Origin of the sequence: Brevundimonas bullata (genome assembly GCF_003350205.1) — a bacterium.
GTDB classification, from domain to species: domain Bacteria; phylum Pseudomonadota; class Alphaproteobacteria; order Caulobacterales; family Caulobacteraceae; genus Brevundimonas; species Brevundimonas bullata.
Window position 1 is genome coordinate 1 of the sequence record NZ_QLLC01000037.1, and the last position, 25,089, is coordinate 25,089.

The 25,089-nt window shown below is 67.2% G+C and carries 18 protein-coding genes; 12 read left to right on the top strand and 6 right to left on the bottom strand.

Annotation, left to right across the window (positions count from 1 at the left end):
• Window positions 1–233: 233 nt before the first annotated feature.
• The 11 genes from DXK21_RS14120 to DXK21_RS14170 all read left to right on the top strand — a co-directional run bounded on the left by DXK21_RS14120 (window position 234) and on the right by DXK21_RS14170 (window position 16,063).
• Window positions 234–1,043, top strand: coding sequence for a 2-keto-4-pentenoate hydratase (locus tag DXK21_RS14120; protein ID WP_162790699.1), 810 nt, complete (start codon window positions 234–236; stop codon window positions 1,041–1,043).
• A gap of 87 nt (window positions 1,044–1,130) precedes the next feature.
• On the top strand, window positions 1,131–1,871 hold the full coding sequence (locus DXK21_RS14125; protein ID WP_114818419.1) for a FadR/GntR family transcriptional regulator: 741 nt from the start codon (window positions 1,131–1,133) through the stop codon (window positions 1,869–1,871).
• A gap of 135 nt (window positions 1,872–2,006) precedes the next feature.
• Entirely contained in the window at window positions 2,007–4,166 is a 2,160-nt protein-coding gene (locus DXK21_RS14130) for a polysaccharide lyase 6 family protein (RefSeq protein ID WP_114818420.1), read from the top strand.
• The gene (locus DXK21_RS14135; protein ID WP_114818421.1) at window positions 4,166–6,379 is read left to right on the top strand and encodes an alginate lyase family protein; all 2,214 of its coding nucleotides are present in this window, start codon (window positions 4,166–4,168) and stop codon (window positions 6,377–6,379) included. Before DXK21_RS14130 ends, DXK21_RS14135 begins: the two co-directional genes overlap by 1 nt.
• 47 nt (window positions 6,380–6,426) lie before the next feature.
• Window positions 6,427–7,710, top strand: coding sequence for an MFS transporter (locus tag DXK21_RS14140; RefSeq protein ID WP_114818422.1), 1,284 nt, complete (start codon window positions 6,427–6,429; stop codon window positions 7,708–7,710).
• 43 nt (window positions 7,711–7,753) lie between these two features.
• Window positions 7,754–8,506 carry an SDR family NAD(P)-dependent oxidoreductase gene (locus tag DXK21_RS14145; protein WP_114818423.1) on the top strand — a complete coding sequence of 251 codons (753 nt, stop codon included), beginning with the start codon at window positions 7,754–7,756 and terminating at the stop codon, window positions 8,504–8,506.
• A gap of 14 nt (window positions 8,507–8,520) precedes the next feature.
• Entirely contained in the window at window positions 8,521–9,762 is a 1,242-nt protein-coding gene (locus DXK21_RS14150; RefSeq protein WP_114818424.1) for a GDSL-type esterase/lipase family protein, read from the top strand.
• Window position 9,763: 1 nt separating this feature from the next.
• The gene (locus DXK21_RS14155; RefSeq protein WP_114818425.1) at window positions 9,764–10,981 is read left to right on the top strand and encodes a GDSL-type esterase/lipase family protein; all 1,218 of its coding nucleotides are present in this window, start codon (window positions 9,764–9,766) and stop codon (window positions 10,979–10,981) included.
• A complete protein-coding gene (locus tag DXK21_RS14160; protein WP_114818426.1) occupies window positions 10,978–12,087 on the top strand; it encodes a sugar kinase in 1,110 nt (369 codons plus the stop codon). Before DXK21_RS14155 ends, DXK21_RS14160 begins: the two co-directional genes overlap by 4 nt.
• A gap of 207 nt (window positions 12,088–12,294) precedes the next feature.
• Window positions 12,295–15,327, top strand: a complete 3,033-nt coding sequence (locus DXK21_RS14165) for a TonB-dependent receptor (RefSeq protein ID WP_114818427.1) — start codon at window positions 12,295–12,297, stop codon at window positions 15,325–15,327.
• Window positions 15,328–15,451: 124 nt separating this feature from the next.
• Window positions 15,452–16,063, top strand: a complete 612-nt coding sequence (locus tag DXK21_RS14170) for a GntR family transcriptional regulator (RefSeq protein ID WP_211306046.1) — start codon at window positions 15,452–15,454, stop codon at window positions 16,061–16,063.
• A gap of 46 nt (window positions 16,064–16,109) precedes the next feature.
• On the opposite strand, the gene bioB is transcribed toward DXK21_RS14170, so the two are convergent.
• From bioB to DXK21_RS14200, 6 genes are all read right to left on the bottom strand, one after another.
• Window positions 16,110–17,102: a biotin synthase BioB gene (gene bioB / locus DXK21_RS14175; RefSeq protein ID WP_114818428.1), complete on the bottom strand. Its 993-nt coding sequence runs from the start codon at window positions 17,100–17,102 to the stop codon at window positions 16,110–16,112.
• Between the two features lie 303 nt (window positions 17,103–17,405).
• The gene (locus DXK21_RS14180) at window positions 17,406–18,851 is read right to left on the bottom strand and encodes an aldehyde dehydrogenase family protein (protein WP_114818429.1); all 1,446 of its coding nucleotides are present in this window, start codon (window positions 18,849–18,851) and stop codon (window positions 17,406–17,408) included.
• 150 nt (window positions 18,852–19,001) lie between these two features.
• A complete protein-coding gene (locus DXK21_RS14185) occupies window positions 19,002–20,606 on the bottom strand; it encodes a M20/M25/M40 family metallo-hydrolase (protein WP_114818430.1) in 1,605 nt (534 codons plus the stop codon).
• A 69-nt stretch (window positions 20,607–20,675) separates the two neighbouring features.
• Window positions 20,676–21,206 (bottom strand): PadR family transcriptional regulator, encoded by a 531-nt coding sequence (locus DXK21_RS14190; protein WP_114818431.1) that lies wholly within the window; start codon window positions 21,204–21,206, stop codon window positions 20,676–20,678.
• A gap of 72 nt (window positions 21,207–21,278) precedes the next feature.
• Window positions 21,279–22,157 (bottom strand): bile acid:sodium symporter family protein, encoded by an 879-nt coding sequence (locus tag DXK21_RS14195; protein ID WP_114818432.1) that lies wholly within the window; start codon window positions 22,155–22,157, stop codon window positions 21,279–21,281.
• Between the two features lie 24 nt (window positions 22,158–22,181).
• The gene (locus tag DXK21_RS14200; protein ID WP_114818433.1) at window positions 22,182–23,858 is read right to left on the bottom strand and encodes an FAD-binding dehydrogenase; all 1,677 of its coding nucleotides are present in this window, start codon (window positions 23,856–23,858) and stop codon (window positions 22,182–22,184) included.
• Between the two features lie 224 nt (window positions 23,859–24,082).
• Between DXK21_RS14200 and DXK21_RS14205 the strand changes: the two genes are divergently transcribed.
• Window positions 24,083–25,042, top strand: coding sequence for a TonB-dependent receptor (locus tag DXK21_RS14205; protein WP_245945226.1), 960 nt, complete (start codon window positions 24,083–24,085; stop codon window positions 25,040–25,042).
• The last annotated feature ends 47 nt before the right edge of the window (window positions 25,043–25,089 follow it).

Sequence of the window (25,089 nt, forward strand, 5' to 3'; positions counted from 1 at the left end):
CCCAAGCATCACAAAAACCCCCGCAGCCAAAACTGCGGGGGTTTTTGCTGTCCAGGCTCGCCCACCTCGCTTTCGACCTAAAAGGCAGCGAAATGAGCGACGTGAGTGACGGCTCTTGTCCAGGGGGCAGCGGGCGTCTGAATTGACTTCGGGCTCCTCCTTTGAAAACTAGCCGGCTTGTTTATGGGGCGCCTATGTTCGGTTTGAGCGAGCTTCAGGGGGATGATGAAAAGATGCTCTTGGTCACTCCTGGCGAAAAGGCCATTGCCGAGGCTTTCGTCGCCGCTCGCCGCGCCGCCAAGCCGCTGAACGCCTATCCCGGACCCATGCCGGCCGATCTCGCGCGCGCCTATGCAATTCAGGAGGCGGCCATTCGCCTGCGTTCCGGCCAGCCGGTCGGCTGGAAGGTGGGGGGCGTGCCGTCTGCTCTGCAGGCGACGCTGGGCGCCCACCGCTTGGCTGGCGCGGTCTTCGCCGACAGCCTGTGGGCGGCCGGTGAGGCGCCGACGCTGCTGCCGGTTATTGAGGGTGGCTTTGCGGCGATCGAGGCTGAATTCGTCGCCCGGATCGGTCCGGACGTCGACCCGAGCCGCACCGAATGGACGTTGGAAGCGGCGGCGGATCAGGTCGAGGCGATCTTCATCGGTGTAGAGTGGTCGGGCAGTCCTCTGTCCGCCATCAATGATCTCGGGCCCTTGGCCGTGGCCTCGGACTTCGGCAACAACCTCGGCCTGGTGATCGGCGTCGAACTGACAAACTGGCGCGAGCGTCTGGACGGCATCGAGGTTGAGACCGTCATCGACGGCGTCAGCGTCGGGCGAGGCGGCTCGCTGTCGCTGGCGGGCGGGGCGCTGGAATCGGTGCGCTTCCTGTTGGAGCACTGCGCCCGGCAGGGCCGCCCCCTGAGGCCTGGAACCCTGGTGTCCACGGGCGCGGTCACCGGCGTGCACCGTGTGGGCGCAGGCAGCGAATCGACCTGCATATTCAAAGGCGTTGGGGAGATTCGCTGCACGACCGTTCCGGCTGAGCCTCACCGGGACTGATCAGCCTCTCTATATGACGATGTTCGGAGGGCGCTGGGGTGCGTCAGACCGATTGGCCAGACGCTGCGGTTCGTTTAAGCTGGCGGCATGAGCCAGAAACGCCTTTTCCATGCGGTCGCCGATCAGATTCTTCAGCTCATCGCTGATGAGGGCTTCGGGCCTGGGGCCAAGCTTCCTGGCGAGCGCGAGCTGGCCGAGCGGTTCGGCGTCAGCCGCGTGACCGTGCGCGAAGCCGAGGTGGCGCTTCAGGCTCAGGGGAAGTTGGCGATCAAGACCGGGTCGGGCGTCTTTGTCTGCTCGACGCCCCAGAAGGCGGACGCCCTGCCGTCGGTAAGCCCTTTCGAGGTCACGGAGGCGCGCTCCCTGTTCGAATCGGAGGCGGCGGCCCTGGCGGCCTCGGTCATCACTGACGAGGCCCTGGCCCGACTGGACTACCTCGTCGAGGCGATGGGCGGGACGAATCCGGAGTTGGACCCCGACGCGGCTGATCGCGAGTTCCATCGGCTCATCGCCGCCTCCGCCAACAATGCCGCGGTCTTGCACACCATCGAGACGCTGTGGCGCATGCGCACCGAGCAGCCCGCGGTCAGCGCCGCTCACCAGGCCGTTTGCGAGATCGACGACTCCTCGCGGGTGGAGGAGCACGCGGCTATCCTCAACGCCCTTAAGGCGCGCGATCCGGCTGCGGCCCGGCGCGCCATGCGCACCCACTTTAACCGTCTGCTCGCCGCCATGCTGGACGCCAGCGCGGCCTCGGCTCTGCAGGCCCTGGAACGCCAGATGGCCGCCAGCCGCGAGCGTTTCCTGATCAGCACTCATTCCGTCTAGACCAACTGGTCTGCAAATTTATTTATTTTCTTCCGACCAGGCGGTTGCCTTTGGTCGGCGCCCTGATAGCTTTCCTCAGCGGGTCCAAAGCCGCGAACAGGTCCGCGCCAAAGCGGATCGGAGGGGGAGGTCATCATGTTGTCGAGATTGGCGCTTGCGACCGCCTTGCTGTGGGCCGGAGCGGTGTCCGCCCAGACGTCGACCCTGGTGGCCACGCCGGCCGAATATCAGCAGGCTCTTAGCGGCGTCAGGCCTGGCGACACCATTGTCTTTAAGGACGGGGTGTGGCGCGACTTCCAGATCCTGTTCGAGGGCGAGGGCCGGGCGGGCCAGCCCATCACCCTGACGGCCGAGACGCCGGGCGGGGTGGTGTTGTCGGGCCAATCCAATCTCAGGCTGGCGGGCCGTCATCTGCTGGTGTCCAACCTGGTCTTCCGGGACGGCTGGTCGCCGACGGGGGAGGTGGTGTCCTTCCGCCGCTCCAAGGAGCATCGCGCCGTGGACAGCCGCGTCACCGGCCTGGTGATCGACGGTTACAACAAGCCGGATCGAGCCACGTCGGACAATTGGGTGGCGCTGTATGGCCACGACAACCGCTTTGACCACAATCACCTGACCGGCAAGACCAATGTCGGCACGACCCTGGTCGTCGTGCGCGACGAGCAGCAGGGCCTCGATAATCGGCACCGCATCGACCACAACTATTTCGGCCCCCGCCCCAACCTGGGCTCCAATGGCGGCGAGACGATGCGGGTGGGGACCAGCGCCGATTCCCTGTCGGCCTCCCATACCGTGGTCGAAAACAACTGGTTCGAGGGCGCCGACGGCGAGGTCGAGATCGTCTCGAACAAGTCGGGCGGCAACACTTATCGCGGCAACGTCTTCTATCGCTCTCGCGGGTCCATGGTCCTGCGCCACGGCGACGGCAACCTGGTCGAGAACAATGTCTTCCTCGGCGGGGGCAAGCCGCATACGGGCGGTATCCGCGTCATCAACCGCAACCAGACGGTGCGGAACAACTATATGGAGGGCATCACCGGCGACGGCTTCACCGCCGCGCTGAGCGTGATGCACGGCGTCCCCGATTCCCCGATCAACCGCTACCATCAGGTCGTCGGCGCGGTGATCGAGAACAACACCATCATCAATGCGCGCAGCCTCTTTCTGGGCGCGGGCATGGACGCCGAGCGCTCGGCACCGCCGATCAACAGCCGATTTTCGCACAACCTGATCGTCAACCCGGACGGGCGCGAGCCGATGCGGAGGTTGGGCGACCTGTCAGGCGTCGCCTTTACCGACAACGTCCAGTCGCGAGACGTCGCCCTGGTGCGCGGCGCGAGCGGTCTGCTGGTTCCCGAAACGCCGCAAGGCGCAGGCGCCTCGCCCGATCTGGTCATGATCCCGCGCGCGGAGACGGGTGTCGCCTGGTATCCCAAGGACGTTCAGGCCGTGCGCCTGGACCAGGGCGCCGAGATCGCCGTTGATCCTACTGAGGGCGCGCTGGCGGCCGCCGTTGCCGCCGCTCGTCCGGGCGACGTCCTGGTGCTGGCGCCAGGCCGCTATGCGGTTGATAGGACTCTGACGGTCGGCGCGCCGCTGACGGTGCGCGGCTCTGGCCAGGGCCAGGTCGAGATTGCGTTTTCCAGGCCCTCGCTGTTCGAGGTGGCCAAGGGCGGCTCGCTGAAGCTGGCGGGTCTGACAGTGAGCGGCGCTGACGCCCCCGATGAGACCGGCAACGCGGTCATCCGCGTGGCGCCCGGCTCCAGCGCGGCGAACTTCGATCTGGTGCTGGAGGACGTCGAGGTCCGCGATCTGACGGTCAATCGCGGTTTCAACCTGATCGCCCTGGGCAAGGGGGGCATGGCCGACCGCGTCCTGCTGCGCGACGTGCGGGTCGAGAACATCACCGGATCGGTGATTTCGGCCGCCGCCGAGACGGATGATCGGGGCACCTACAACGCCGAACTGGTGCAGATCGAAGGCGGCGCCTTCCGGCGCATCGGCGGCTCGCTCGTTGATCTCTATCGCGGCGGAACGGACGAAAGCACCTTCGGGCCGCGCCTGGTGATCAGGGGCGCGAGCCTTGATCGTGTCGGCTCAGCAGACCAACCGTCGATCCTGATGCGCGGCGTCCAGCACGCGGAACTGGTTGACAACATCCTGACGGACAGCGGCGCGGTCGCCTTCTCTCACCGCGTCGGCGAGCCGGTGCTGGCCGTGGCCGGGAACCGCCTGATCCGCACGCCTGAGATGCAAACCGACATCGCGCCCATCGCGGCGACGGAGGAATTCTGATGCTGCGCGCCCTGCCTCTGACGGCTCTTCTTCTCGCTGGCGGCGCCCTGAGCGCCCAGGCGGCGACCGCCTCCACGCCGCCGGTCATCGCCGCGGCCTCGGCTGAGACCGGGCCTGTGCTGACCACGCCCCAGGAGTGGCGTCGGATGGCCGAGGCCGGGTCCGCCTATCCCCTGTTCGCCGTCGAGCGCGCGCGGGTCGAGAGCCTGGTCCGCGCCGCCATGGCCCAGGGCGTGAACGTGCCCACGCCGCGCGATCCCGGCGGCGGTTTCACCCACGAGCAGCACAAGCGGAACTATCAGGCCATCTACAACGCCGGGGCTCTGTATCGCCTGACGGGCGACAAGGCCTACGCCGACTTCGCCCGCGACCTGCTGCTCGAATACGCCAAGCTCTATCCGACGCTGGGGGCGCATCCGGCGGGCCGCGGGCAGATCCCGGGCCGGCTGTTCTGGCAGACGCTGAACGACTCGGTCTGGCTCGTCTATTCGGTCCAGGGCTATGACGCGATCCGCGAAACCCTGACCGCCGAGGAGCGTCGCCGTATCGACGACGACGTCTTCCGTCGCATGGCCGGCTTCCTGTCGGCAGAGACGCCCGAGAATTTCGAGCGCATCCATAACCACGCCACCTGGGCCGTCGCCGGCGTCGGCATGACCGGCTACGTGCTGCGGGATCGCGACCTGTCCGACAAGGCGCTGACGGGGCTGAAGAAGGACGGTTCGGCCGGCTTCCTGACCCAGATCGACCAGCTCTTCTCGCCCGACGGCTATTACGAAGAGGGACCCTATTACCAGCGCTACGCCCTGGCGCCCTTCATCATCTTCGCGGGCGCCATCGACCGGAACGAGCCGGGACGCGGCATCTTCCAGCGCCGTGACGGGGTCCTGCTCAAGGCCGTGGATACGCTGATCCAGTCCAGCTACGGCGGCTATTTCATCCCGATCAACGACGCCATCCTCGACAAGGGACTGGACACCGAGGAACTGGTGACGGGCGTGGCCTCCGTCTACGCGCGCACCCAGGACGCCGGCCTGCTGTCCATCGCCCAGCGGCAGGGGCGGACCCTCCTGTCGCCGGAGGGCTTGAAGGTGGCGGAGGCGGCGGCCTCGGGCGCGGCGCGGCCCTACGCCTTCCGTTCGGTGTTGCTGAGCGACGGCCCGGACGGGACGCATGGCGCGCTGGCGATCCTGCGTGCGGGCGGCGAGGACGGTCAGGCCCTGGTCCAGAAGGCGACCGCCATGGGCATGGGTCATGGCCATTTCGACAAGCTGAACTGGCTCTTCTACGACAACGGTCAGACCGTGGTGACGGACTACGGCGCCGCGCGCTTCCTCAATATCGAGGCCAAGGCCGGGGGCGTCTACCTGCCCGAGAACAACAGTTGGGCCAAGGCGACGGTCGCGCACAACACCCTGGTGGTGAACGAGCGCAACCAGTTCGGCGGCGAGTGGCAGACAGGTCAAAACCATCCGCCTCAGGTGCTCTTCTTCGACAACGTTGAGGGAACGCAGATCTTCTCGGCGCGTCAGGTGGGGGCCTATGACGGGGTGACGTTCACGCGCACCCAGGCCCTGGTCGAGCACCCGGAGCTGGAGCGGCCCGTCGTCATCGACCTGCTGCGCGTCTCCGGCGAGCGCCGGGCGCGCTACGACCTGCCGCTGCACTACAACGGCCACATCATGAAGCTGGGCTTCGAGGCTGAGCGCGCGGTGGCGGCACGCCCGGTTCTCGGCGCGGCTGACGGCTATCAGCACCTGTGGGTCGACGCCGTTTCCCAGCCTTCGCAGGACAGCCGCACCCTGACCTGGCTGCTGGACGGCCGCTTCTACACCTGGCGCTTCGCCTCGAGCGTGCCGGCCCAGGCCATCCTGGCCGAGAGCGGCGCCAACGACCCGGACTTCAACCTGCGCCGCGAGCCGGCCCTGATCCTGCGGGCTGACGGCCAGAAGGACGCGACCTTCGTCGGCGTGCTCGAGCCGCACGGCCGCTATGACGGCCGGGCCGAGACCGTGGTCGGCGCCGACAGCGCCATCCGTGACCTGCGCAGCGTCCGGGGCGCCGACGCCGAGGTGGTCGTCGTAACCCTCGCCTCGGGCAAGACGGTGGTTCTGGGCGTGGCCGACGATCCGTCGCCCCGCGCCGCGCACGCCGTCACGGCCAACGGCCGGACCTGGCGTTGGACCGGGCCCTGGGCGCGACTGGATCAATAGAGAGGCCGGCGCCGCGCGCGACCGGCCCGATAAGGGGAGGAGCAGACATGCAAAAGAGATCCGCCGTCCGGTGGGCCATCATCGCCATGATCGCCGTGGCCACAGTGATCAACTACATCGACCGCAACGCCCTGGCGGTGATGTGGCCCGAGATCGCCGGCGAGATCGGCGCGACCAAGGAGGACTACGCCCTTCTGGTCACCATCTTCATGCTCTTCTACGCGGCGGGCCAGTTCGCCTTCGGACGGCTGTTCGACCGCATCGGCACGCGCCTGGGCTTTGCCTGGTCGATCGGCCTCTGGTCGATCTCCATCGCCCTGCACGCCACGGCCAGCAGCATCGCCTCCTTCAGCATCTTCCGCGCCATGCTGGGCGTCAGCGAAGCCGGCGCCTGGCCCGGCGCGGTTAAGGCCAACGCCGAGTGGTTTCCGCCCAAGGAGCGGGCCCTGGCCCAGGGCATCTTCAACGCCGGGGCCTCGATCGGCGCCATCGTCTCGGCGCCCCTGATCGCCTTCCTCTTCCTGACGCTGGGCTGGAAGGGCACCTTCCTGCTGGTCGGCGCCCTGGGCTTCATCTGGGTCCTGCCCTGGCTGGTGATCTATCGCGCCGGGCCGGACAAGCACCCCTGGGTCAACGCCGCCGAGCGCGCCCTGATTCTGGACGCCACGGCCGAGGCGGCTGCGCCCGAGGCCGAGCCCGTCCAGGCGCTCAGCCTGAAGCAGATGATGTCGCATCGGCAGAGCTGGGGCATTGTCCTGGCGCGTTTCTTCCTCGATCCGATCTGGTGGCTGTTCGTCTCCTGGCTGCCGATCTACCTGGCCGAGACCTTTTCCTTCGACATTAAGCAGATCGGCATCTTCGCCTGGGTGCCTTTCGTCGGCGCCATGCTGGGCAGCCTGTTCGGCGGCTGGCTGTCGGGACGTCTGATCGCCTCGGGTCGTTCAATCGACCGCGCTCGCAAGTGGGTCATCACCCTGGGCTGCCTGATCATGGCGCCGGCCCTGCTGGGCGCGGTGCTCGCCCATGATCCCACGGTCGCCGTCTTGACCATCGCCGCCGTTCTGTTCGGCTTCCAGGTCGCCATCGGCAATATCCAGACGCTGCCGGGCGACGTCTTCCACGGCAAGTCGGTCGGCTCCCTGGCGGGCGTCGGCGGCATGGCGGCCGTGGCCGGGACCCTGATCACCACCTGGCTGGTGCCGGTCATGACCAAGGTTTCCTACGCCCCCATGTTCATCCTGGTGGCCGCGCTCGTGCCGCTCTCCCTGGTCGCGATCTGGGTCGTGACCGGCCGGATCGAGAAGGTCGACGTCTCGTCGACGCGCGGCTGATCCCCTTCACCCATCACTTTGCTTTCCAAGGACCAAGAGCGAGATGAAACTCAACAACAAGGTGGCCATCGTCACAGGCGGCGGGCGCGACATCGGACGCGAAGTGTCGCTGAAGCTGGCGGCGGAAGGCGCCAGGGTCGTGGTCAACTACGCCAACGACGCCGCCAGCGCGGAAGAGACGCTGGGCATGATCAAGGCCGCTGGCGGAACCGCCATCCTGCATCGCGCCGACGTCACCACGCCTGAGGGCGTCGACGGTCTGGTGTCGGCCGCCCAGGCTGCCTTTGGCTCGAACATCGACATTCTGATCAACACCGCCGGCGGCATGGTGGCGCGCAAGCCGCTGCTGGAGATCGACGACGCCTTCTTCGACCAGGTCATGGACGTAAACTTCCGTTCGACCTTCCTGACGACGCGAGCGGTCGTGCCGCACATGTCGGAAGGTGCGGCCATCGTGAACTTCGCCTCCCAGGCGGGGCGTGACGGCGGCGGCCCCGGCGCCTCACTCTATGCGGCGTCCAAGGCGGCGGTGATGACCTTCACCCGCGCCATGGCCAAGGAGTTGGGTCCCAAGGGAATCCGCGTCAACGCCCTGTGCTGCGGCATGATCTCGACCCGCTTCCACGACGACTTCACCAAGCCCGAGGTGCGTCAGGCCGTGGCCAACGGCACGCCGCTGCGCCGTGAAGGCCGTCCGGGAGAGGCTGCCGACGTCGCCGTCTTCCTGGCGTCGGATGCAGCAGGGTTCATGACCGGCGCCAATGTCGACGTGAACGGCGGCACCTACTTCTCCTGAGCCTGAGGCAAGCGATGGCGGGCGCCCCTTTCTTACGACGCAGACCGGCGCGGCCCCTGGCGGCGCTGCTCGTCAGCCTGAGCGTGGCGCTGGGCGCGCCCGCCGTCGCAGCGGCCCAGGTCTGGGTTCCGTCCTGGCTGGCTTCGCCCATGCCGTGGCGGAACGAGGCCGCCGCCAATGGGGCGCCGTCGTTGCTGCGAAACGTCACTCTGCGGCAGGATCTGCTGATGGCGTCGGCGGCGACGGCGGTGCGCGTCCGGTTCAGCAATGAACTGGGCGAAGCGCCGCTGGTCATCGGCCGCGCCGAGGCGGGACTGAAGGGCGAGGCCGCGCGACCCCTGCGGTTTGGCGGCGCGACCCATTTGGCCATTCCGCCCGGCGGCTTCGCGCTCAGCGATCCGCTGGCCTTGGCGGTTCCCGCCTATGCGGAACTCGTGGTCAGCGCCTATCTGCCCGAAGAGACCCGGCCCGCCGTCCGTTTGGGTCCTGTGCGGCTCGCGGCGGGCGACGGCGCTCCCGCCGACGACGCGCCGCTTCTGCGAGGGCAGGGCGTGGTCTCGGCGGTGCTGGCCGAGCGGCCGAGCGCTCCTGCCGCCGTCATCGTCGCCGTCGGCGATTCCATCACCGAGGGCGGTTCGACGACCCTCGGCGCTCACCGGGCCTGGCCGCATCAGTTGGGCCGCCGTCTGGAAGACGCCTGTCCCGGCGCCTTTGTGGTCGTGAACGCCGGTATCGGCGGCAATATGGTGGCCTCGCACGGGCGGTCGCCCTCGCTCGTGTCGCGGCTGGAGCGCGACGTTCTGGCCATGCCCGGCGTCACCCATGTGGTGCTGATGGCCGGGCTCAACGATGTTCGCCAGAAGGGCCCGGCGCGCGACCGCCCCGGCGCCGGGGTGGACGAGGTCGCCGCCGGGTATCGCCAGGCTGCGCAGGCGCTGCAGTCCCATCACATCAAGGTCATCGGCGGGGTGCTGACGCCCATCCTGGCCTCGCCCGTGGCCGAGCCCGCCATTCCCGGCCCGACGACGGACGACAAGCGCCGCTCGCTCAACGCCCTGATCCGCCAGGGCGCGATCTTCGACGGCGTCATCGATTTCGAGGCGGCGCTCGACGATCCGGTCCGGCCCGGCCGCATCCGGGCGGGCGCGCACCGCGAAGACGGCTACCACCCCAACGACGAAGGCCATCGCCTGATGGCCGAGGCGATCGACGCCGACGTCTTCGCTCCCGACACCTGTTCTCCTTCGAGGCCCTGACATGATCTGTTCGACGCCTGTTCAACCGTCCGCCCCGCGTCGCGCTCGACGCGGTCTTGCGACCGTCCTGGCGCTCGCGTTCGCCGCCCTGGGGGCCGCGGGAACGGCCTCGGCTCAGGTCTGGAGCCCGGTCTGGACCGCCTCGCCCGCGCCCGACCGCAAGGACGGGACGCCCGAGGCGCCCGTGCAGTTCGCGGGGCAGACCGTCCGCCAGGACATGCGCCTCGGCGCCTCGGTGCGCGCGCTGCGGCTGCGCGTCAGCAACGAACTGGGTGATGCGCCGCTGCGCGTGGCCGACATGCGGCTGGGTCTTCAGGGCGCGCCGGAGGCGGCGCCGGTTCTCTTTGACGGACGCAGCGAGGTGGTGATCCCGGTCGGCTCCGTCCTGATCAGCGACCCGCTCGCCCTGGAGGCGCCGGCTTTCTCTCAAGTCTCGGTCAGCCTGCGCTTTCCCGATCCGACCCGCCCGGCCGTGCGCCGCACGGTCGTCAGGGTGGGGGAGGGGCCGGACACGCCTGGCGACGAGGTCGATCTGGATTACCGCCAGAATGTGATCTCCGCCGTCTATGGCGAACGTGACGCGGCGCCGACGGTCGTGGCGGCCTTCGGCGATTCCATCACCGAGGGCGCGACCGCGACCCTGGGGGCCGAGCGCGACTGGCCCAGTGTGCTGGCGCGCCGTTTCGAGGCGACCTGCCCCGGCCGTTTCGTGGTGCTGAACCAGGGCATCAGCGGCAACAAGCTGCTGGACCACGGCCGGTCCCATTCGGCTCTGGTGCGCCTGGACCGGGACCTCCTGGCCCTGCCCCAGATCGACTACGTCATCCTGCTGGAAGGCATCAACGACATCCGGCACGGCGGCGACCCCGCCAAGCCGGGCCGAAACGCGGCGGACATGGTCCAGGGCTATCGCCAGTTTGTCGCCCGTCTGCACGATCATGAGGTGAAGGTGGTCGCCGGAACCCTGACGCCGTTCAAAGGGTCGGAGCGCTACGACGCCCCGTCGTCCGAGACACGCCGGACCCTTAACGCCTTCATTCGTGACGGGGACGCTTTCGACGGGGTCGTGGATTTCGACGCGGCCGTCCGCGATCCGGCCGATCCCGAAGCCTTCCGCGCCGACGCCGCCCGTCCTGACAGGCTGCACCCCAATGACGAGGGCTATCGCCTGATGGCCGAGGCGGTCGATCTGTCGCTGTTCGGATGTGACGCCCGATGAGCGGGGCGAAGACGTCATGGGCGCCGCCTGGCGGCGGCGCCAAGCGCTGGGACCTGGCCGCTCTCGGCGAGGTGATGCTGCGTTTCGACCCGGGCGAAGGGCGGATTCGCAGCGCCCGCGCCTTCGACGTCTGGGAGGGCGGCGGCGAGTATAACGTCGCGCGCGGGCTCAGTCGGACCTTTCGACGACCGACAGCGGTGCTGACGGCCCTGCCACGCAACCCCCTGGGCTTCCTGGCCGAAAGCCTGATCGCTCAGGCGCGCGTGGACGTCGGCGCCATCGTCTGGCGCGACTACGACGGCGTCGGACGCGAGGCGCGGATGGGGCTCAACTTCACCGAGCGCGGCTTCGGCGTGCGCCCGCCCCAGGGGGTGTCCGACCGGGCCCATTCGGCGGCCTCGGCGCTTGATCCGCAGGCCTTCGACTGGGACGACCTTCTGGGGGCGACCGGGGCGCGCTGGCTGCACACGGGCGGTGTCTTCGCGGCCCTGTCGGCGCAGACGGCGCAGACGGCCCTCGCGGCCGTGCGGGCGGCGCGGCGTCTCGGCGTCACCGTGTCCTATGACCTCAACTATCGCGAGAGCCTGTGGCGCAGTCACCCGGACCCTGAGGTCCTGCGCGCGGTCAATCGGGCGATCGTGGCCGAATGCGACCTGGTCTTCGCCGACGACCGGGGGCTGGCCGCCTGCCTGGGTCTGGTCAGCGAAGAGGTCGGGCGGCGGGCCTGGCCCACCGATCCGGGGCCGCCGTCCAAGGCGGCGCAGATGGCCTTCGAGGCCTTTCCGCATCTCAGGGGCGTCGCCTACACCCTGCGCGATCCGAAGAGCGCCAGCGTCAACGGCTGGCAGGGCGTCTTCCACGAACGAAACGAACGGCACGTCTCCGTCGCTCGGCCTGATCTGGAGATCCTGGATCGCGTCGGGGGCGGCGACGCCTTCGCCTCGGGCCTCATCCACGGGCTCATGGCCGGCGATAGCGCCCAGCAGGCGGTGGAGCTGGCGGCCGCCCACGGCGCCCTGGCCATGACCACGCCCGGCGACAACGCCGAGACGGACCTGGCCGAGATCGAGGCGCTGATCCGCGGGGAGCGCGGCGGCAGCCGCTGAGGCGAGCGCTCTGACAGGAGCGGGTTTCAACGCGCGACCGGCGGGGGCGGCGTCGGCTGCGTGATAGGCTGGTATGGACAAATGATCCAAGTGGTCCGGTCTATTGGTCTATAAAATCGTCAGCATCTGGTCTGAAAATGGGTTGACAGATGGGTAGGGCCAATCCAGCGTTCAGCCAACAAAAAGAAACGCGGCTGGGAGGCACGCATGAGGCACTTTGGGGATGCCGGGGCTCGTTCGAGGTCCGGCAAGCGACTGACGACCATTCTGCTGACGACGACGGCGATGATGATCGCCGCCCCGGCGTTCGCTCAAAACGCCGAAACGGGGCAGGACGAGGCGGCCACCCAGGTCGACGAGATCGTCGTCACCGGCATCCGGGCGTCGCTGCAGAACGCGCTGTCGCAGAAGCGCAAGGCGGATAATCTGGTCGAGGTCATCGAGGCCGAGGACATCGGCAAGCTGCCGGATCAGAATCTGGCCGAGGTGCTTGAGAACGTCACCGGCATCCAGATCACCCGCGAGGCGGGCGTCGGACGCGGCGTGCAGATTCGCGGCACGGACGCGAACCGGGTCGAGATCAACGGGGTCTCCACCGTCGGGTCGGGCTCGGGACGTTCGGGCATCAGCTTCGACGATCTGGCTGCCTCGATGATCAGTTCGGTCGAGGTCATCAAGGTGCCCGAAGCCAAGACCATCGAAGGCTCGGTGGGCGGCACCATCAACCTGCGGACGATCCGTCCGCTGGATCTGAAAGAACCCCTGATCGCCTTCCGCGCGCAGTCGGAATACAGCGACCTGTCCGATACCCTGACCCCACGATACTCGGGCACGATGGGCAAGCGCTGGGACACGGATTTCGGTCAGTTCGGTTTAGTCGGCAGCTTCAGCTACGCCGAGCAGGATGTCGCCGCCTTCCGGCCGCGCGTCGACCGCGACGCCGTCGTCACGCCGACCTCCGGCCGGGCGAGCGCCGAGGCCTTCCCCTTCCTGCGCATCCAGTTCTTCAACCAGGACCTGGATAATTTTGAATATGAGACCAAGAATTTCGCAGGTTCGGCTGAGTGGAAACCCAGGGATAACCTGAAATTCTATTTCGACGTGACGCTGAATGACCAGCAGCGCGCCGAGCAGAGCTCGACGGTCCAGATCTCGACGGTGTCGGACAACGGCGTGGTCGACAATACGACGAACACCTCGTTCGAGACGGTCAACCTGGGCAAGGTTCAGGGACCGAACGGCGTCATCGACCTGGGCTCGGTCCAGGCCGTGCAGTCGGGCGTCATCCTGCCCCGCACGGACGGCAACCTGGCGCCCTATCTGCGGACCACCAGCGATACCGGCTCGCGCCTGACCGAGAGCCGGGTGTTCGCCCTGGGCGGCGAATGGCATCATGATCGCCTGTCGCTCAGCGGCCAGGCGTCGCTGTCGACCTCGGACTCGGTCCTGCCGAGCTTCAATACGACGCTGGAATTCGTCAATCCCAACGGACCTCAGCCGGTCCAGGGCGTGTCGCTGGCCAACGGCGTGCCGATTGAGTTCGATCTGCGCGACGGGACGCTGCAATTCGGCATCGCCCAGGGTCAGGCCTCCACGCCCACCGCAGCCCAGTTGCTGGACCCGGCCAACTACCGCCTGCACCAAGTGGCCCAGGGACGCAGCATCCGCGAGAATGAGGAGAAGGCGGTTCGCCTGGACGTTTCCTACGCCACGGACGGCATCCTGCCCTTCATCACCTCGGTCGACGCCGGCCTGCGCTGGAACGAGACGAGCGCGCTGAACGACAACGTCACCGGGACGACGAACTTCACCAACATCACTTCGTCCTTCTTCCGGCCGAGCGGTGATCGCTTCTCGAACCTGCTGACCGCGGGACCGAACAATTTCAACGCGGCCGATGACCGGCGTCTGTATTTCTCTGACTTCCTGATCATCGACGGCGCCCGCGCCTTCCGCGATCCTGCGGGAACGCTGGCGGGGTTCAACGCCGCGATCGCCGCCAGCAATGCGGCCAACGGCTCCAACATCCCGTTGATCGGCACGCCGACATCGCAGGCCAGCGCCTTCTTCGAAATCATCGAAGACACCAGCACCGCCTACTTGCAGGCGAATTTCGACGCCGAGCCGTTCGGTGTGCCGGTGCGCGGCAACGCGGGCGTCCGCTATGTCAGCACGGATCTGAGCTCGGTCGGCAACACGGTCGCCACCGGCGGAGTCTCGACGCGAGAGGTGTTTGACACCTCCTATGAGTTCTGGCTGCCGCGCTTCAATCTGGTCGCCGAACCGCGCGAGGACGTCATCCTCCGCGCCGGCGTCGCCCGCGACATCCGCCGCCCCGACTTCAACCGTCTGTCGTCCTCGGTGACCTTCGCCACCAGCGAGAACACGGCGGTCAACCGGGGCAATCCCAACCTGCAGCCTGAAACGGTCTTGTCGTTCGACCTCTCGGCCGAATACTACTTCGCTCCGTCCAGCCTGGTCAGCCTGGGCGTCTTCCACAAGGTGCGCGACAACCTGTTCGCCAGCGTCACGGAAAGCCCTCCGGACAATGCCGTGGACGGGGTCGTGAACAGAAGCCGTGATCCGTCCTGCCCCGGCGGCGGCATCTACAACCCGATCGCCATCATCAACGTCAACCATCCGGACAAGGGTCAGACGGGCATCTGCGTGCCTCTGTCGTCGACCTTCAACGTCGATGGAGAGACGACCCAGACCGGCGTCGAAGCGGCGTTCCAGTACGATCTGTCCCAGTGGGAGGACCGTCTGGGTTGGGCTTCGGGCTTCGGCTTCATCGGCAACTTCACCTATCAGAAGACCGGCGGAAACGTGGACAGCTACCGGACCATCGGCCTGACGCGCAACACGACCCGGGATCTGGGCTTCAATCCTCTGCCCCAGGACCTGGTCGAGCTGGAGAACCTGTCCAAGTATTCCTACAACGCGACGGTCTTCTATGAGCGGGGCGGGCTGAGCGCGCGGATGCGCTATACGTGGCGCTCGGACTTCATCAACACCGAGGCCTTCACCTCGGCCTTCGATGTGCCGCGCATCAGCGACGACCGCGGCCAGCTCAATGCCAGCGTCAACTATGAGTTCAACCGTTGGGCCAGCGTCGGCATCGAGGCGATCAACCTCACGCGGGAAGACGCCAACGAGTACTGCATCAATGACGATGCGCTGCTCTGCTACAATGGTCTGACCGATCGCCGCGTGGTTGCGGGTCTCAATATCCGGTTCTAGCGACGATCAGCGTCCCTGAGCGAGCAACAGGCCGGTCCGTTCAGCGGACCGGCCTGCATTGTGTTGCGCGGCGGGGCCTAAAAATATAGGGCTGCATTATAGATAATCAGTCGCCCAGGCTAACGTGACCATCAAAAGACATAGTCTGTCGCCGGACGCGATTGCTGACGAACTTGTGGTTCGGATCGTGCGCGGGGATCTCGCGCCGGACGCCAAGCTGCGCCAGGACCATGTCGCGGAGGAGTTTCAGGTCAGCCATGTCCCGGTGCGCGAGGCGTTTCTGCGTCTTGTCGCCAGGGGGCTGGCGGTCAGCAAGCCGAATGTCGGGGTCAGGGTCGCCCCTCTGGATCAGGCGGCGCAACGCGAGGTGAAGCTGATGCGTGCAGCGCTGGAGCCGCTGGCCCTGATGCATTCGGTGCCCAACCTGACCCAGGACGAGATCGGGCGGCTGGAGGATCTGCGTCTGACCTGCGACGCCGCGGAGAACATCTATGACTGGGAGGCGGCCAACCGCGCCTTCCACCTGGGCACCATGGCGGCGTGCGGCATGCCGAGGCTGCTCGAAGACGTCGGCAATCTGCAACTGCACGGCGCGCGCTACATGCTGGTGCAGTACAAGGACCGATGGAGGCCCCGGCCCGACGCCGATCACCGCGCCCTGATGGCGGCGATCCGCATGCGGGACGTCAAGGCGGCGGTGGCGACGGTCGAACGCCATCTGGGGCGGGCGGTCTAGGCCTGCCCCGGTTCAGGGCGTCGAGCCCGATGGCGCGGGTGTGGGATCACGCGGCCTGCTCTTGAGCGCGCGCCTCAGCGGGCTTGGGGCAGGGCGTGGCCTCGGCGACCTCGGCGCGCAGGTTCAGCTTGTTGAAGAGCAGGGCGTCCTTGTCCTCGCCGGGGTTGTCGGCGGTCAGCAGGGTGTCGCCGACGAAGATGGAGTTGGCGCCGGCGAAGAAGCACAGGGCCTGCAGTTCGTCGCTCATTTCGGAACGCCCGGCCGACAGGCGAACATAGGCGCGCGGCATCAGGATGCGGGCGGTGGCGATGGTGCGGACCATCTCGATCGGGTCCAGCGGGGCCATGTCGGCCATCGGCGTGCCCTTCATCGGCATCAGCATGTTGATCGGCACGGATTCCGGAGGCTCTTCCAGCGAGGCCAGGGTGCGCAGCATGTCGATGCGGTCGTCGGCGGTCTCGCCCATGCCGACGATGCCGCCCGAGCAGACGTTGATCCCCGCCGCGCGGACGCGGTCCAGCGTGTCCAGCCGGTCGGCGAAGGTGCGGCTGGTGATGACCTCGGCGTAGTAGCGCTCCGAGGTGTCGATGTTGTGGTTGTAGTAGTCGAGGCCCGCCTCGCGCAGCTGGGCCGCCTGATCGTCTGTGAGCATGCCCAGGGTCATGCAGGTCTCCAGACCCATCTCCTTGACGCCCCGGACCATGGCCAGGACGCCCGGCATGTCGCGCGCCTTGGGCGAGCGCCAGGCGGCGCCCATGCAGTAACGCGTGGCGCCCGCCGCCTTGGCCTTGCGCGCCTCATTCAGGACCTTTTGGACCTCCATCATCTTGGACGCCGACAGCTCCGAGTCGTAGCGCGCCGATTGCGAGCAATAGGAGCAGTCCTCAGGGCAGCCGCCGGTCTTGATGGACAACAGCTTGGAGCACTGGATCGTGCTGGGTTCGAAGTGAGCCCGGTGCACCCTCTGGGCCCGATAAAGCAGGTCCATGAAGGGCGCGTTGTAGATGGCGTGTGCGTCTGTCTCTGAATTATCTATCATTTATGCCGTCAGCCGCTGATCAAACGATTTCATGGAAAATAATAGATATCAATTTCCGTGAGTCTGCCATTGGGCGCTTATTATATATAATAATGCTCAACTTAAGGATTGAGAGCAGGACGCTCGGCTGCTCGCGGCAGTCGGAAGCCGCCTCACGCGCGGGCGAGGCAAGCTCTGCGAGCCAGCCGAGCGCAAGCCTGTCTCCTGTAGGAGGCAGGAGGGCTGGGGCCGTCTACCGTGGGCGGAGATTGGGAATGAGGGGGCGGGATCGCGGCTCCGCTCTGGTCCGCGATCCCTGCGCGCTTAACCTGCGCTGTAGCTGGTCTTGATCTGGGTGAAGAAGTCGGCGGCGGCGAAGCCCTGTTCGCGCGCGCCGTAGCTGGACTTCTTCGTGCCGCCGAAGGGCACGTGATAATCGACCCCGGCGGTCGGCAGGTTGACCATGGTCATGCCCGCCTTGGCGCGTCGCTGGAAGTCGCGGGCGTATTTCAGCGACTGGGTGACGATGCCCGCCGACAGGCCGAACTCGGCGCCATTGGCGACGGCCAGGGCTTCTTCGTAGTCCTTGACCCGTATCGTCGAGGCGACAGGCCCGAAGACTTCCTCGTTGTTGATGCGCGAGGCGGCGTCGGTGTCGGCGATCAGGGTCGGCTGGACGTACCAGCCGGGCGCATCGAGGGTCAGCCGTTCTCCGCCCGCCGCGATGCGACCGCCCTCGGAACGGGCGATGTCGATATAGCGGTAAGAGGTTTCACGCTGATCTTCGGACACCGCCGGGCCGATCTGGGTGTTGGGATCAAGCGCGCCGCCGACGCGCAACGCCGCAACCCGTTCAGCCAGCAGGGCGACGAAGCGGTCATGAATGCCATCCTGCACGATCAGGCGGCTGGAGGCGGTGCAGCGCTGGCCGGTGGCGAAGAAGCTGCCGTCCAGTGCGATGGCGACGGCGCGTTCCAGATCCGCGTCGTCCAGCACGATCAGCGGATTCTTGCCGCCCATCTCCAGTTGCACCCGCGCCTGACGCGCCACGGCCCCGGCGGCGACGCCTGCGCCGACCCCTTGCGAGCCCGTGAAGCTGATCCCGTCGACATCGACATGATCGACGATGGCCTGACCCACGTCTCCCCGTCCGACCACCATGTTCAGCACGCCTTTAGGCAGGCCGGCTTCATGCAGGATGGCGACCAGGGCCTCGGCGGTCGCAGGCGTGTGGCCGGCGGGCTTGAGCACCACGGTGTTGCCGAAGGCGAGCGCCGGCGCCGCCTTCCACGCCGGGATGGCGATGGGGAAGTTCCAGGGGGTGATCAGGCCATAGACGCCGACCGCCTGGCGATAGGTCTGGACCTCGACGCCGGGCCGGGTCGAGGCCAGGTTCTGGCCGTGCAGGCGCAGGGCCTCGCCGGCGAAATACTTCAGGATGCGCGCGGCGCGGGCCGTCTCGCCTATGCCCTCGGCCAGCGTCTTCCCCTCCTCGCGCGACAGCAGTTCGCCGACGGCCTCGCGACGCTCCATCAACAGGGTTCCGGCTCGGTCCAGCACGTCCGAGCGGACTTCGGGCGAAGCCTCCGACCAGGCCGGGAAGGCGGCCTTCGCAGCCGCCACGGCGGCGTCCACCTCGGCCGCGCCGCCCTGGGGCGTGCGCGCCACGATCTCGCGCACGTCCGACGGGTTCAGGCTCTCGGCCGGTCGGTCGGCGGCGACCCGTTCGCCGTTGATCCAGTGGCTGAGCGAAAGGGGGGCGGTCGTCATGCGGGCGATCCTTGAGAAGACTTCGTTCCGTCGTCGCCCATGAAGGGCGGTTCCGACAAGCCGTAAAATTCGGATGCTCTCTCCCAACCCTGGACCGGCGGCATGGACCCCGCAGCTTCCGCTGCGGGGTTTTTGCGTTTGGGATCAATCTCAGTCGGCCGCCGGGTATTCGAACGGATCGGTCGGCGTCGGCTGGGTGGGCAGGGGCATGCGCGGCAGGGGGGCGTCGCGGTTGGCTGCGTTCAGCAGGAAGCTGGCCAGGATCACCGCCGCCTGACGCAGGTCCTCCGGCTTCAGGTGGTCATAGCTGTCGATGCTGGTGTGGTGGATGCGGCTGGAATAGTCGAGCGGGTCCTGGATGAACTGATACCCTGGCACGCCCACCGTCTGCATATAGACGTGGTCGGTGCCGCCCGAGGGCCGCAGCGAAACCGTGGTGGCGCCCATGCTGGCGAACGGGGCCAGCCATTCCTGGAAGATCGGGGCGGCGGCGACATTGCCCTCTGCGTTGATACCGCGGATCTTGCCCGAGCCGTTGTCCAGGTTGAAATAGGCGACCAGGTCGCGATAGCCGGGGCGCGGCTCGACCGGCCAGCGATTCCGCCAGGTCCGGTTGCTGGGCAGGGCGGCGAGGGCCGGGTCCGTCGCGGGCGCGCGCGTGGCCAGGTAGCGATCGACATAGGCCAGCGACCCCAGGATGCCCTGCTCTTCGCCGTTCCACAGGGCGAAGCGGATGGTTCGCTTGGGCTTGACCTTCATCTGCGACAGGATGCGGGCGGCCTCCATGACGACGGCGCTGCCGGCCGCGTTGTCCTGGGCGCCGTCCGAAGCGACCCAGCTGTCGAGGTGGGCGCCGGCCATGACGTATTCGCCCGAGCGGTCCGTGCCGGGAATGTCGGCCAGGATGTTGTAGGCGTTGACGTCCTCGTCGTGGAACTGGACCTCGCTGAGCAGCGACAGGGTCGGCGGCGTGTCGGTCAGGGCCAGGCGGGCGAGGCGGCGATAGTCCTCGGCCGCGATCTCCATGCCCGGCAGCTTGGGCGTGGCGCCGACCTGATAGGTGTAGCCGGTGCCGTGCAGCAGGCCGCCGTCGCGCTGGGACATCTTCACCCAGGCCAGGGCGCCTTCCTCGGCCAGGAAGGCGTCGAGGCGGCCGGCGAACTCCGCCATCTTGAGCTGACGTTCGACGGGGACGTGACTGTGCTGCGGCTGGACGTAGGTGTTGCGGTCGCGCAGTTCGGCGTCGGTCCAGCGGCGGAAGGCCGGCTCGGTCGGCTCTGAGCCGGTGTTGGGCAGGGACAGCATGACGATCTTGCCGGCCAGCTTGCCGCGCCACTTGTCGAAGTCCTCGACCTTGGTGATCGGGGCGACGATGACGCCGGCGCTGATGGTTCCGTTGGTCGAGGGCGTCCAGGCCACGGGAATGGCGCGCAGTTCGATGGCCCGTGGCGACGTCATGCGGGCGCTGGAGCGGACGATGGACCAGCCGCGGCCGAACTCGAAGCCCTCGGCGCGGACGTTCGACAGGCCCCAGTCGCGGAAACGCTGCTGGCTCCATTGCTCGGCCTGACGCATCTGCGGCGAGTTGGTCATCCGCCCGCCGATCCGGTCGGTCAGATAGGCGGCGGTCTGCATGACCTCGCTGTGGTTCAGGCCTTGATCAATGATGCCGTTGATGGCGACCCGGTCCACCGATTGGGACAGGGCAGGCGTGGCGATGCACAGGGCGGACAGCCCGACGAGCAGATGTTTCATGTGAAAACCCCCAGGAACTAGTGTTGGGGGCATATGACGCTATGAAGCGGCGCGCTGCAAACCGTGAAGCTAGTCGGCGCGCAGGATGGCGATGGCGTCTTCACAGAAGGCGATGCGCTGGCTTTCGTAGGTCAGTCCAGCCTTGAGCACGAGGTGCTGCAGTTTCTGGCCCCTGGCGGTCGGGGCGTGCGGGAAGTCGCGGGCCTCGATGGCCTGATAGGTCGCCAGCTTCTGGCGGTGCTGCGCCGCCAACTGCTCCAGGGTCTCGATCAGGTCGGTCGGGCCGACGACGGCTTCGGCGCGCAACCGCACCATCAGTTCGTCACGGATCGGCAGGACGCCTTGGCGTTCTGCGACCCAGCGTTCCAGTTCACCGCGCCCAGCCGGCAATACCCTGTACCTGCGCTTGCGCCCGCGACCCCCTTCGGTCGGCAGGGCCTCGATCCATCCGGCGGCCTCCAGCCGGGCCAGTTCACGATAGATCTGTTGATGCGTCGCCTGCCAGAAGTAGCCGATGGAGCGGTCAAATCGGCCGGCCAGATCGGACCCCGAACCGGGATGCTCGGTCAGGGCGGTCAGCAGGGCGTGCGGCAGGGACATCGGCTTCTCGGCGGTGGTCGTTGAGGCCGGACTTTAGTCGGGAACCTCGCCGAGGCCACCCCGCGTAGGGGTTCAGGTCTCGACTGCGGCTGCCCTGCGCGCGCCCTTACGCGAGATCAGCAGGCCGAACACCGCCGCCAGCGGGAACATCAGCACCCCATAGACAGCGGCGGGCAGAGACATGTCCGGCACCGCCAGCACCGACTCGGCGATGACGATGGCCAGGGTGGCGTTGTGCAGCCCGACCTCGAAGGCGCTGGCGATCGACTGTTCGCGGTTGATGCGGAACAGGCGCGGGACGATGAAGCCAATGCCCAGGCTGAGAATGCAGAAGCTGACGACAATGCCGGCCAGGGCGATGAAGTCGTCCTTCAGCACCGCGAAGTTGGACACGACCGCCCCGGCGATCACCAGGGTCAGGATGACGACCGAGGCCAGCCGGACCGGCTTGTCCATGGCGCGGGCGAAACCGGGCTTGAAGCCGCGCACCAGCATGCCCAGACAGACGGGCGCCAGCACGATCATGAAGACCTCGATGGTCTTCTTCAATTGCAGCCCCACCGTCATGTCGCCCGGCTGGAACCAGGCGATCGACAGGTTGACGATCACCGGCAGGGTCAGGACGGCGATGACCGAGTTGATCGCGGTCAGGCTGATGTTCAGGGCCACATCGCCCCGGAACAGATGGCTGTAGAGATTGGCCGTGGTCCCGCCGGGCGAGGCCGCCAGCAGCATCATCCCTACCGCCAGAACCGGCGGCAGGCGGAACAGCAGCACCAGGCCGAAACAGACGGCGGGCAGAAGCAGCAGCTGACAAGCCAGGGCCAGGGCGACCGCCTTGGGCCGCTTGCCGATGCGGGCGAAGTCGCCGGGCGTCAGGTCCAGCCCCAGGCCGAACATGATGACGCCCAGGGCGACCGGCAGGCCGATCATGGCCAATGGCGAATCCATGACGTCATTCTCCCCCGAGAAACCTCAGACCCGACCAGCGAGAGCGCGCCCCGCCGCCCGGCCCGAGAAGATGCACCCGCCCAGGAAGGTGCCTTCCAGCGCATTGTAACCATGTAATCCGCCGCCGCCGAAGCCCGCAGCCTCGCCTGCGGCGTATAGTCCCTCGAACGGCGTCCCGTCCGCCTTCAGCACCTGGCTCGACAGATCGGTTTGCAGCCCGCCCAGCGACTTGCGAGTCAGGACGTGCAGCCTGACCCCGATCAGCGGCCCGGCCTTGGGGTCCAGCAGCCGGTGCGGCGTCGCCGTCCGCGCCAGCCTGTCGCCGAGGTAGCGGCGGCTGTTGTGGATACTCATGGCCTGAAAATCCTTGGTGTAGGGATTGGCCATCTGGGCGTCGCGGTCCTCGACCTGCTGACGAACCAGAGCCGGGTCCAGCAGGGGCCGTTCGGTCAGGGCGTTCATCCTGGCCACCAGGGTCTCCAGATCGTCGGCGAAGACGAAGTCGGCGCCCTTGTGCTTGAAGGCGTCGACGGCGGGCGGCGCGCCCCTGCCCAGCCGCGACATCAGCACCTTCAGCAGCTTGCGCTCGGTGATGTCGAGGTTCTGCTCGGAGCCCGACAGGGCGAACTCCTTCTCGATGATCTTCTGGGTGACGATGAACCAGGAGTGGTCGTGTTCGGCCAGGTCTGGCGTGGTCCGCAGATGCTTCAGCGTCGCCATGGTGTCGTGACCGGGCAGGGCGGGCGCGGGCAGCCTCCGCCCCAGGGCGTCCAGCCACAGCGGCGACGGCCCGGGCAGGATGCGGATGGCGTGCCGGGGCCAGATAGGGTCCCAGTTCTGCACCCCCTCGACGTAGTGCCACATACGGTCGCGGTTCACGAGCCGGCCCCCGGCTTGGCCCGCAATGTCCAGCATGCGCCCGTCGACATAGGCGGGGACGCCGGTGATCATCGACTTCGGCGGCGATCCCAGCCGCTCGGGCCAGAAGCGGCGCACCTTGTCATGGTCGCCGCCGATGCCGCCCGAGGCCAGAACGACGGCCTGTGCTCTCAGGGTGAAGTCGCCGACCACGTTGCGGTTCGAGGCCGCACCGCGCGGCGCCGCGTCGGCGGCCAGGATCGCGCCCGCCACGCCTGTGACGCGGCCGCCCTCGACCAGCAGTTGATCGACCCGGCGACGGTGGTGGAAGGTCAGCCGCCCATCCTTCGCCGCCGCTCGTGCGCGGTCGGCGAAGGGCTCGGACACGCCCGTTCCCGTGCCCCAGGCGACGTGAAAGCGCGGCACGGAATTGCCGTGGCCGAAGGCCTGCCCCCCGCCGCGTTCGGCCCAACCGACCATGGGGGTCAGGCTGATGCCATGCTGTTTCAACCAGGCGCGCTTCTCGCCGGCGGCGAACTCGACATAGGCACGTCCCCACTGCACCGCCCACTCATCCTCGGCCAGCGGCCCGGCCAGCCGGTCCCAGCCCGCGCTGCCGCGCCAGTCCCGCCAGGCCAGGTCGACGCTGTCGCGTACGCCCAGCTTCCGCTGCTCCGGCGAGTTGACCAGGAACAGTCCGCCGAACGACCAGAAGGCCTGGCCGCCCAGATTGGCAGGATTCTCCTGATCGACCAGCGCCACCCGCTTGCCCGCCTGAACCAGTTCATTGGCGGCGACCAGTCCGGCCAGTCCTCCGCCCACCACGATGACGTCCGCGTCCATACCTATAGCTCCGCTGCTGTCACACAGCTAACATGAGTGTCAGTATGAAACGAGAGTTTCTTTGGCGAACACGTGTGTTAATATGTATTGACAGATAGGTGAGTAGCGTGATCGTCTGAGGCTAACCGCTGCCGGCGCCGCCCCGGCTCGCGGAATTATTCGGCGGCGTGGAAACGTTGCGGAACCCGTTGGGGAACGGGCCGCACCCTGGGGAGGGTTCTCAAATGGCGACATCCGTCGTTCATGCACGGCTGGCTGCAACCGTATCGCTGTTGGCGCTGTGTATCGGGGCGCCCGCCCTGGCCCAGACTGCCCCTGACGCAGGGGCGACGGCGGTCGACGACATCATCGTCACCGCTCAGAAGCGCGAAGAATCCATCCAGGACGTGCCGATCGCGGTGTCCGCTTTCTCGGCCGAGACCCTGGACGCGATGAAGATTGAGGGGGGCTCCGAGCTGATGCGGGCCATCCCGAACGTCAGCTTCTCCAAAGGCAACTTCAGCATGTACAACTTCTCGATCCGTGGGATCGGGACCAAGGCGATTTCGGCGTCTTCCGATCCGGCGGTGGCGGTCAGTTTCAACAACACCCCCTTGATCCGAAATCGCCTGTTCGAGCAAGAATACTTGGACGTGAACCGGGTTGAGGTCCTGCGCGGGCCGCAGGGGACCCTCTATGGCCGGAACGCCACGGCGGGCGTGGTCAATATGATCCCGAATCTGCCGGGGCCGGATTTCGACGCCATGCTAAAGGCCGAGGCGGGCAACTACGGCTCCGTGCGCGGCCAGATGATGGTCAATATCCCGCTGACTGAGACCTTCTGGGTGCGAGCGGCGGGGTCGATGACCAAGCGGGAAGGCTTCGATCACAACACCTTCCTTGATACCAAGGTGAATGGTCGGGATCTGTACTCCACACGTCTGTCAGCGGCGTGGGAGCCGAGTGATCGGTTTAACGCCAACTTGATCTGGGAGCATTTTGGCGAAGACGACAATCGCTCGCGTACGGGCAAGCAACTGTGTACCCGTGATCCCGGCCCTACGCGCGTCGGTGCGCAGGCTGTGCCTAACTTCATGACGCAAAATCGTCTCAGCCAAGGCTGTTTGCCCGGCGGGCTCTACGGTGACGCTGCCTACGGCACTCCGAATGGCGGCTCATTTGCGCATTGGTACCAGGCTAGGTAGTGTGGACAAAGTGGATTCCCAAATCACCAGATGACTGATTCAAGGCT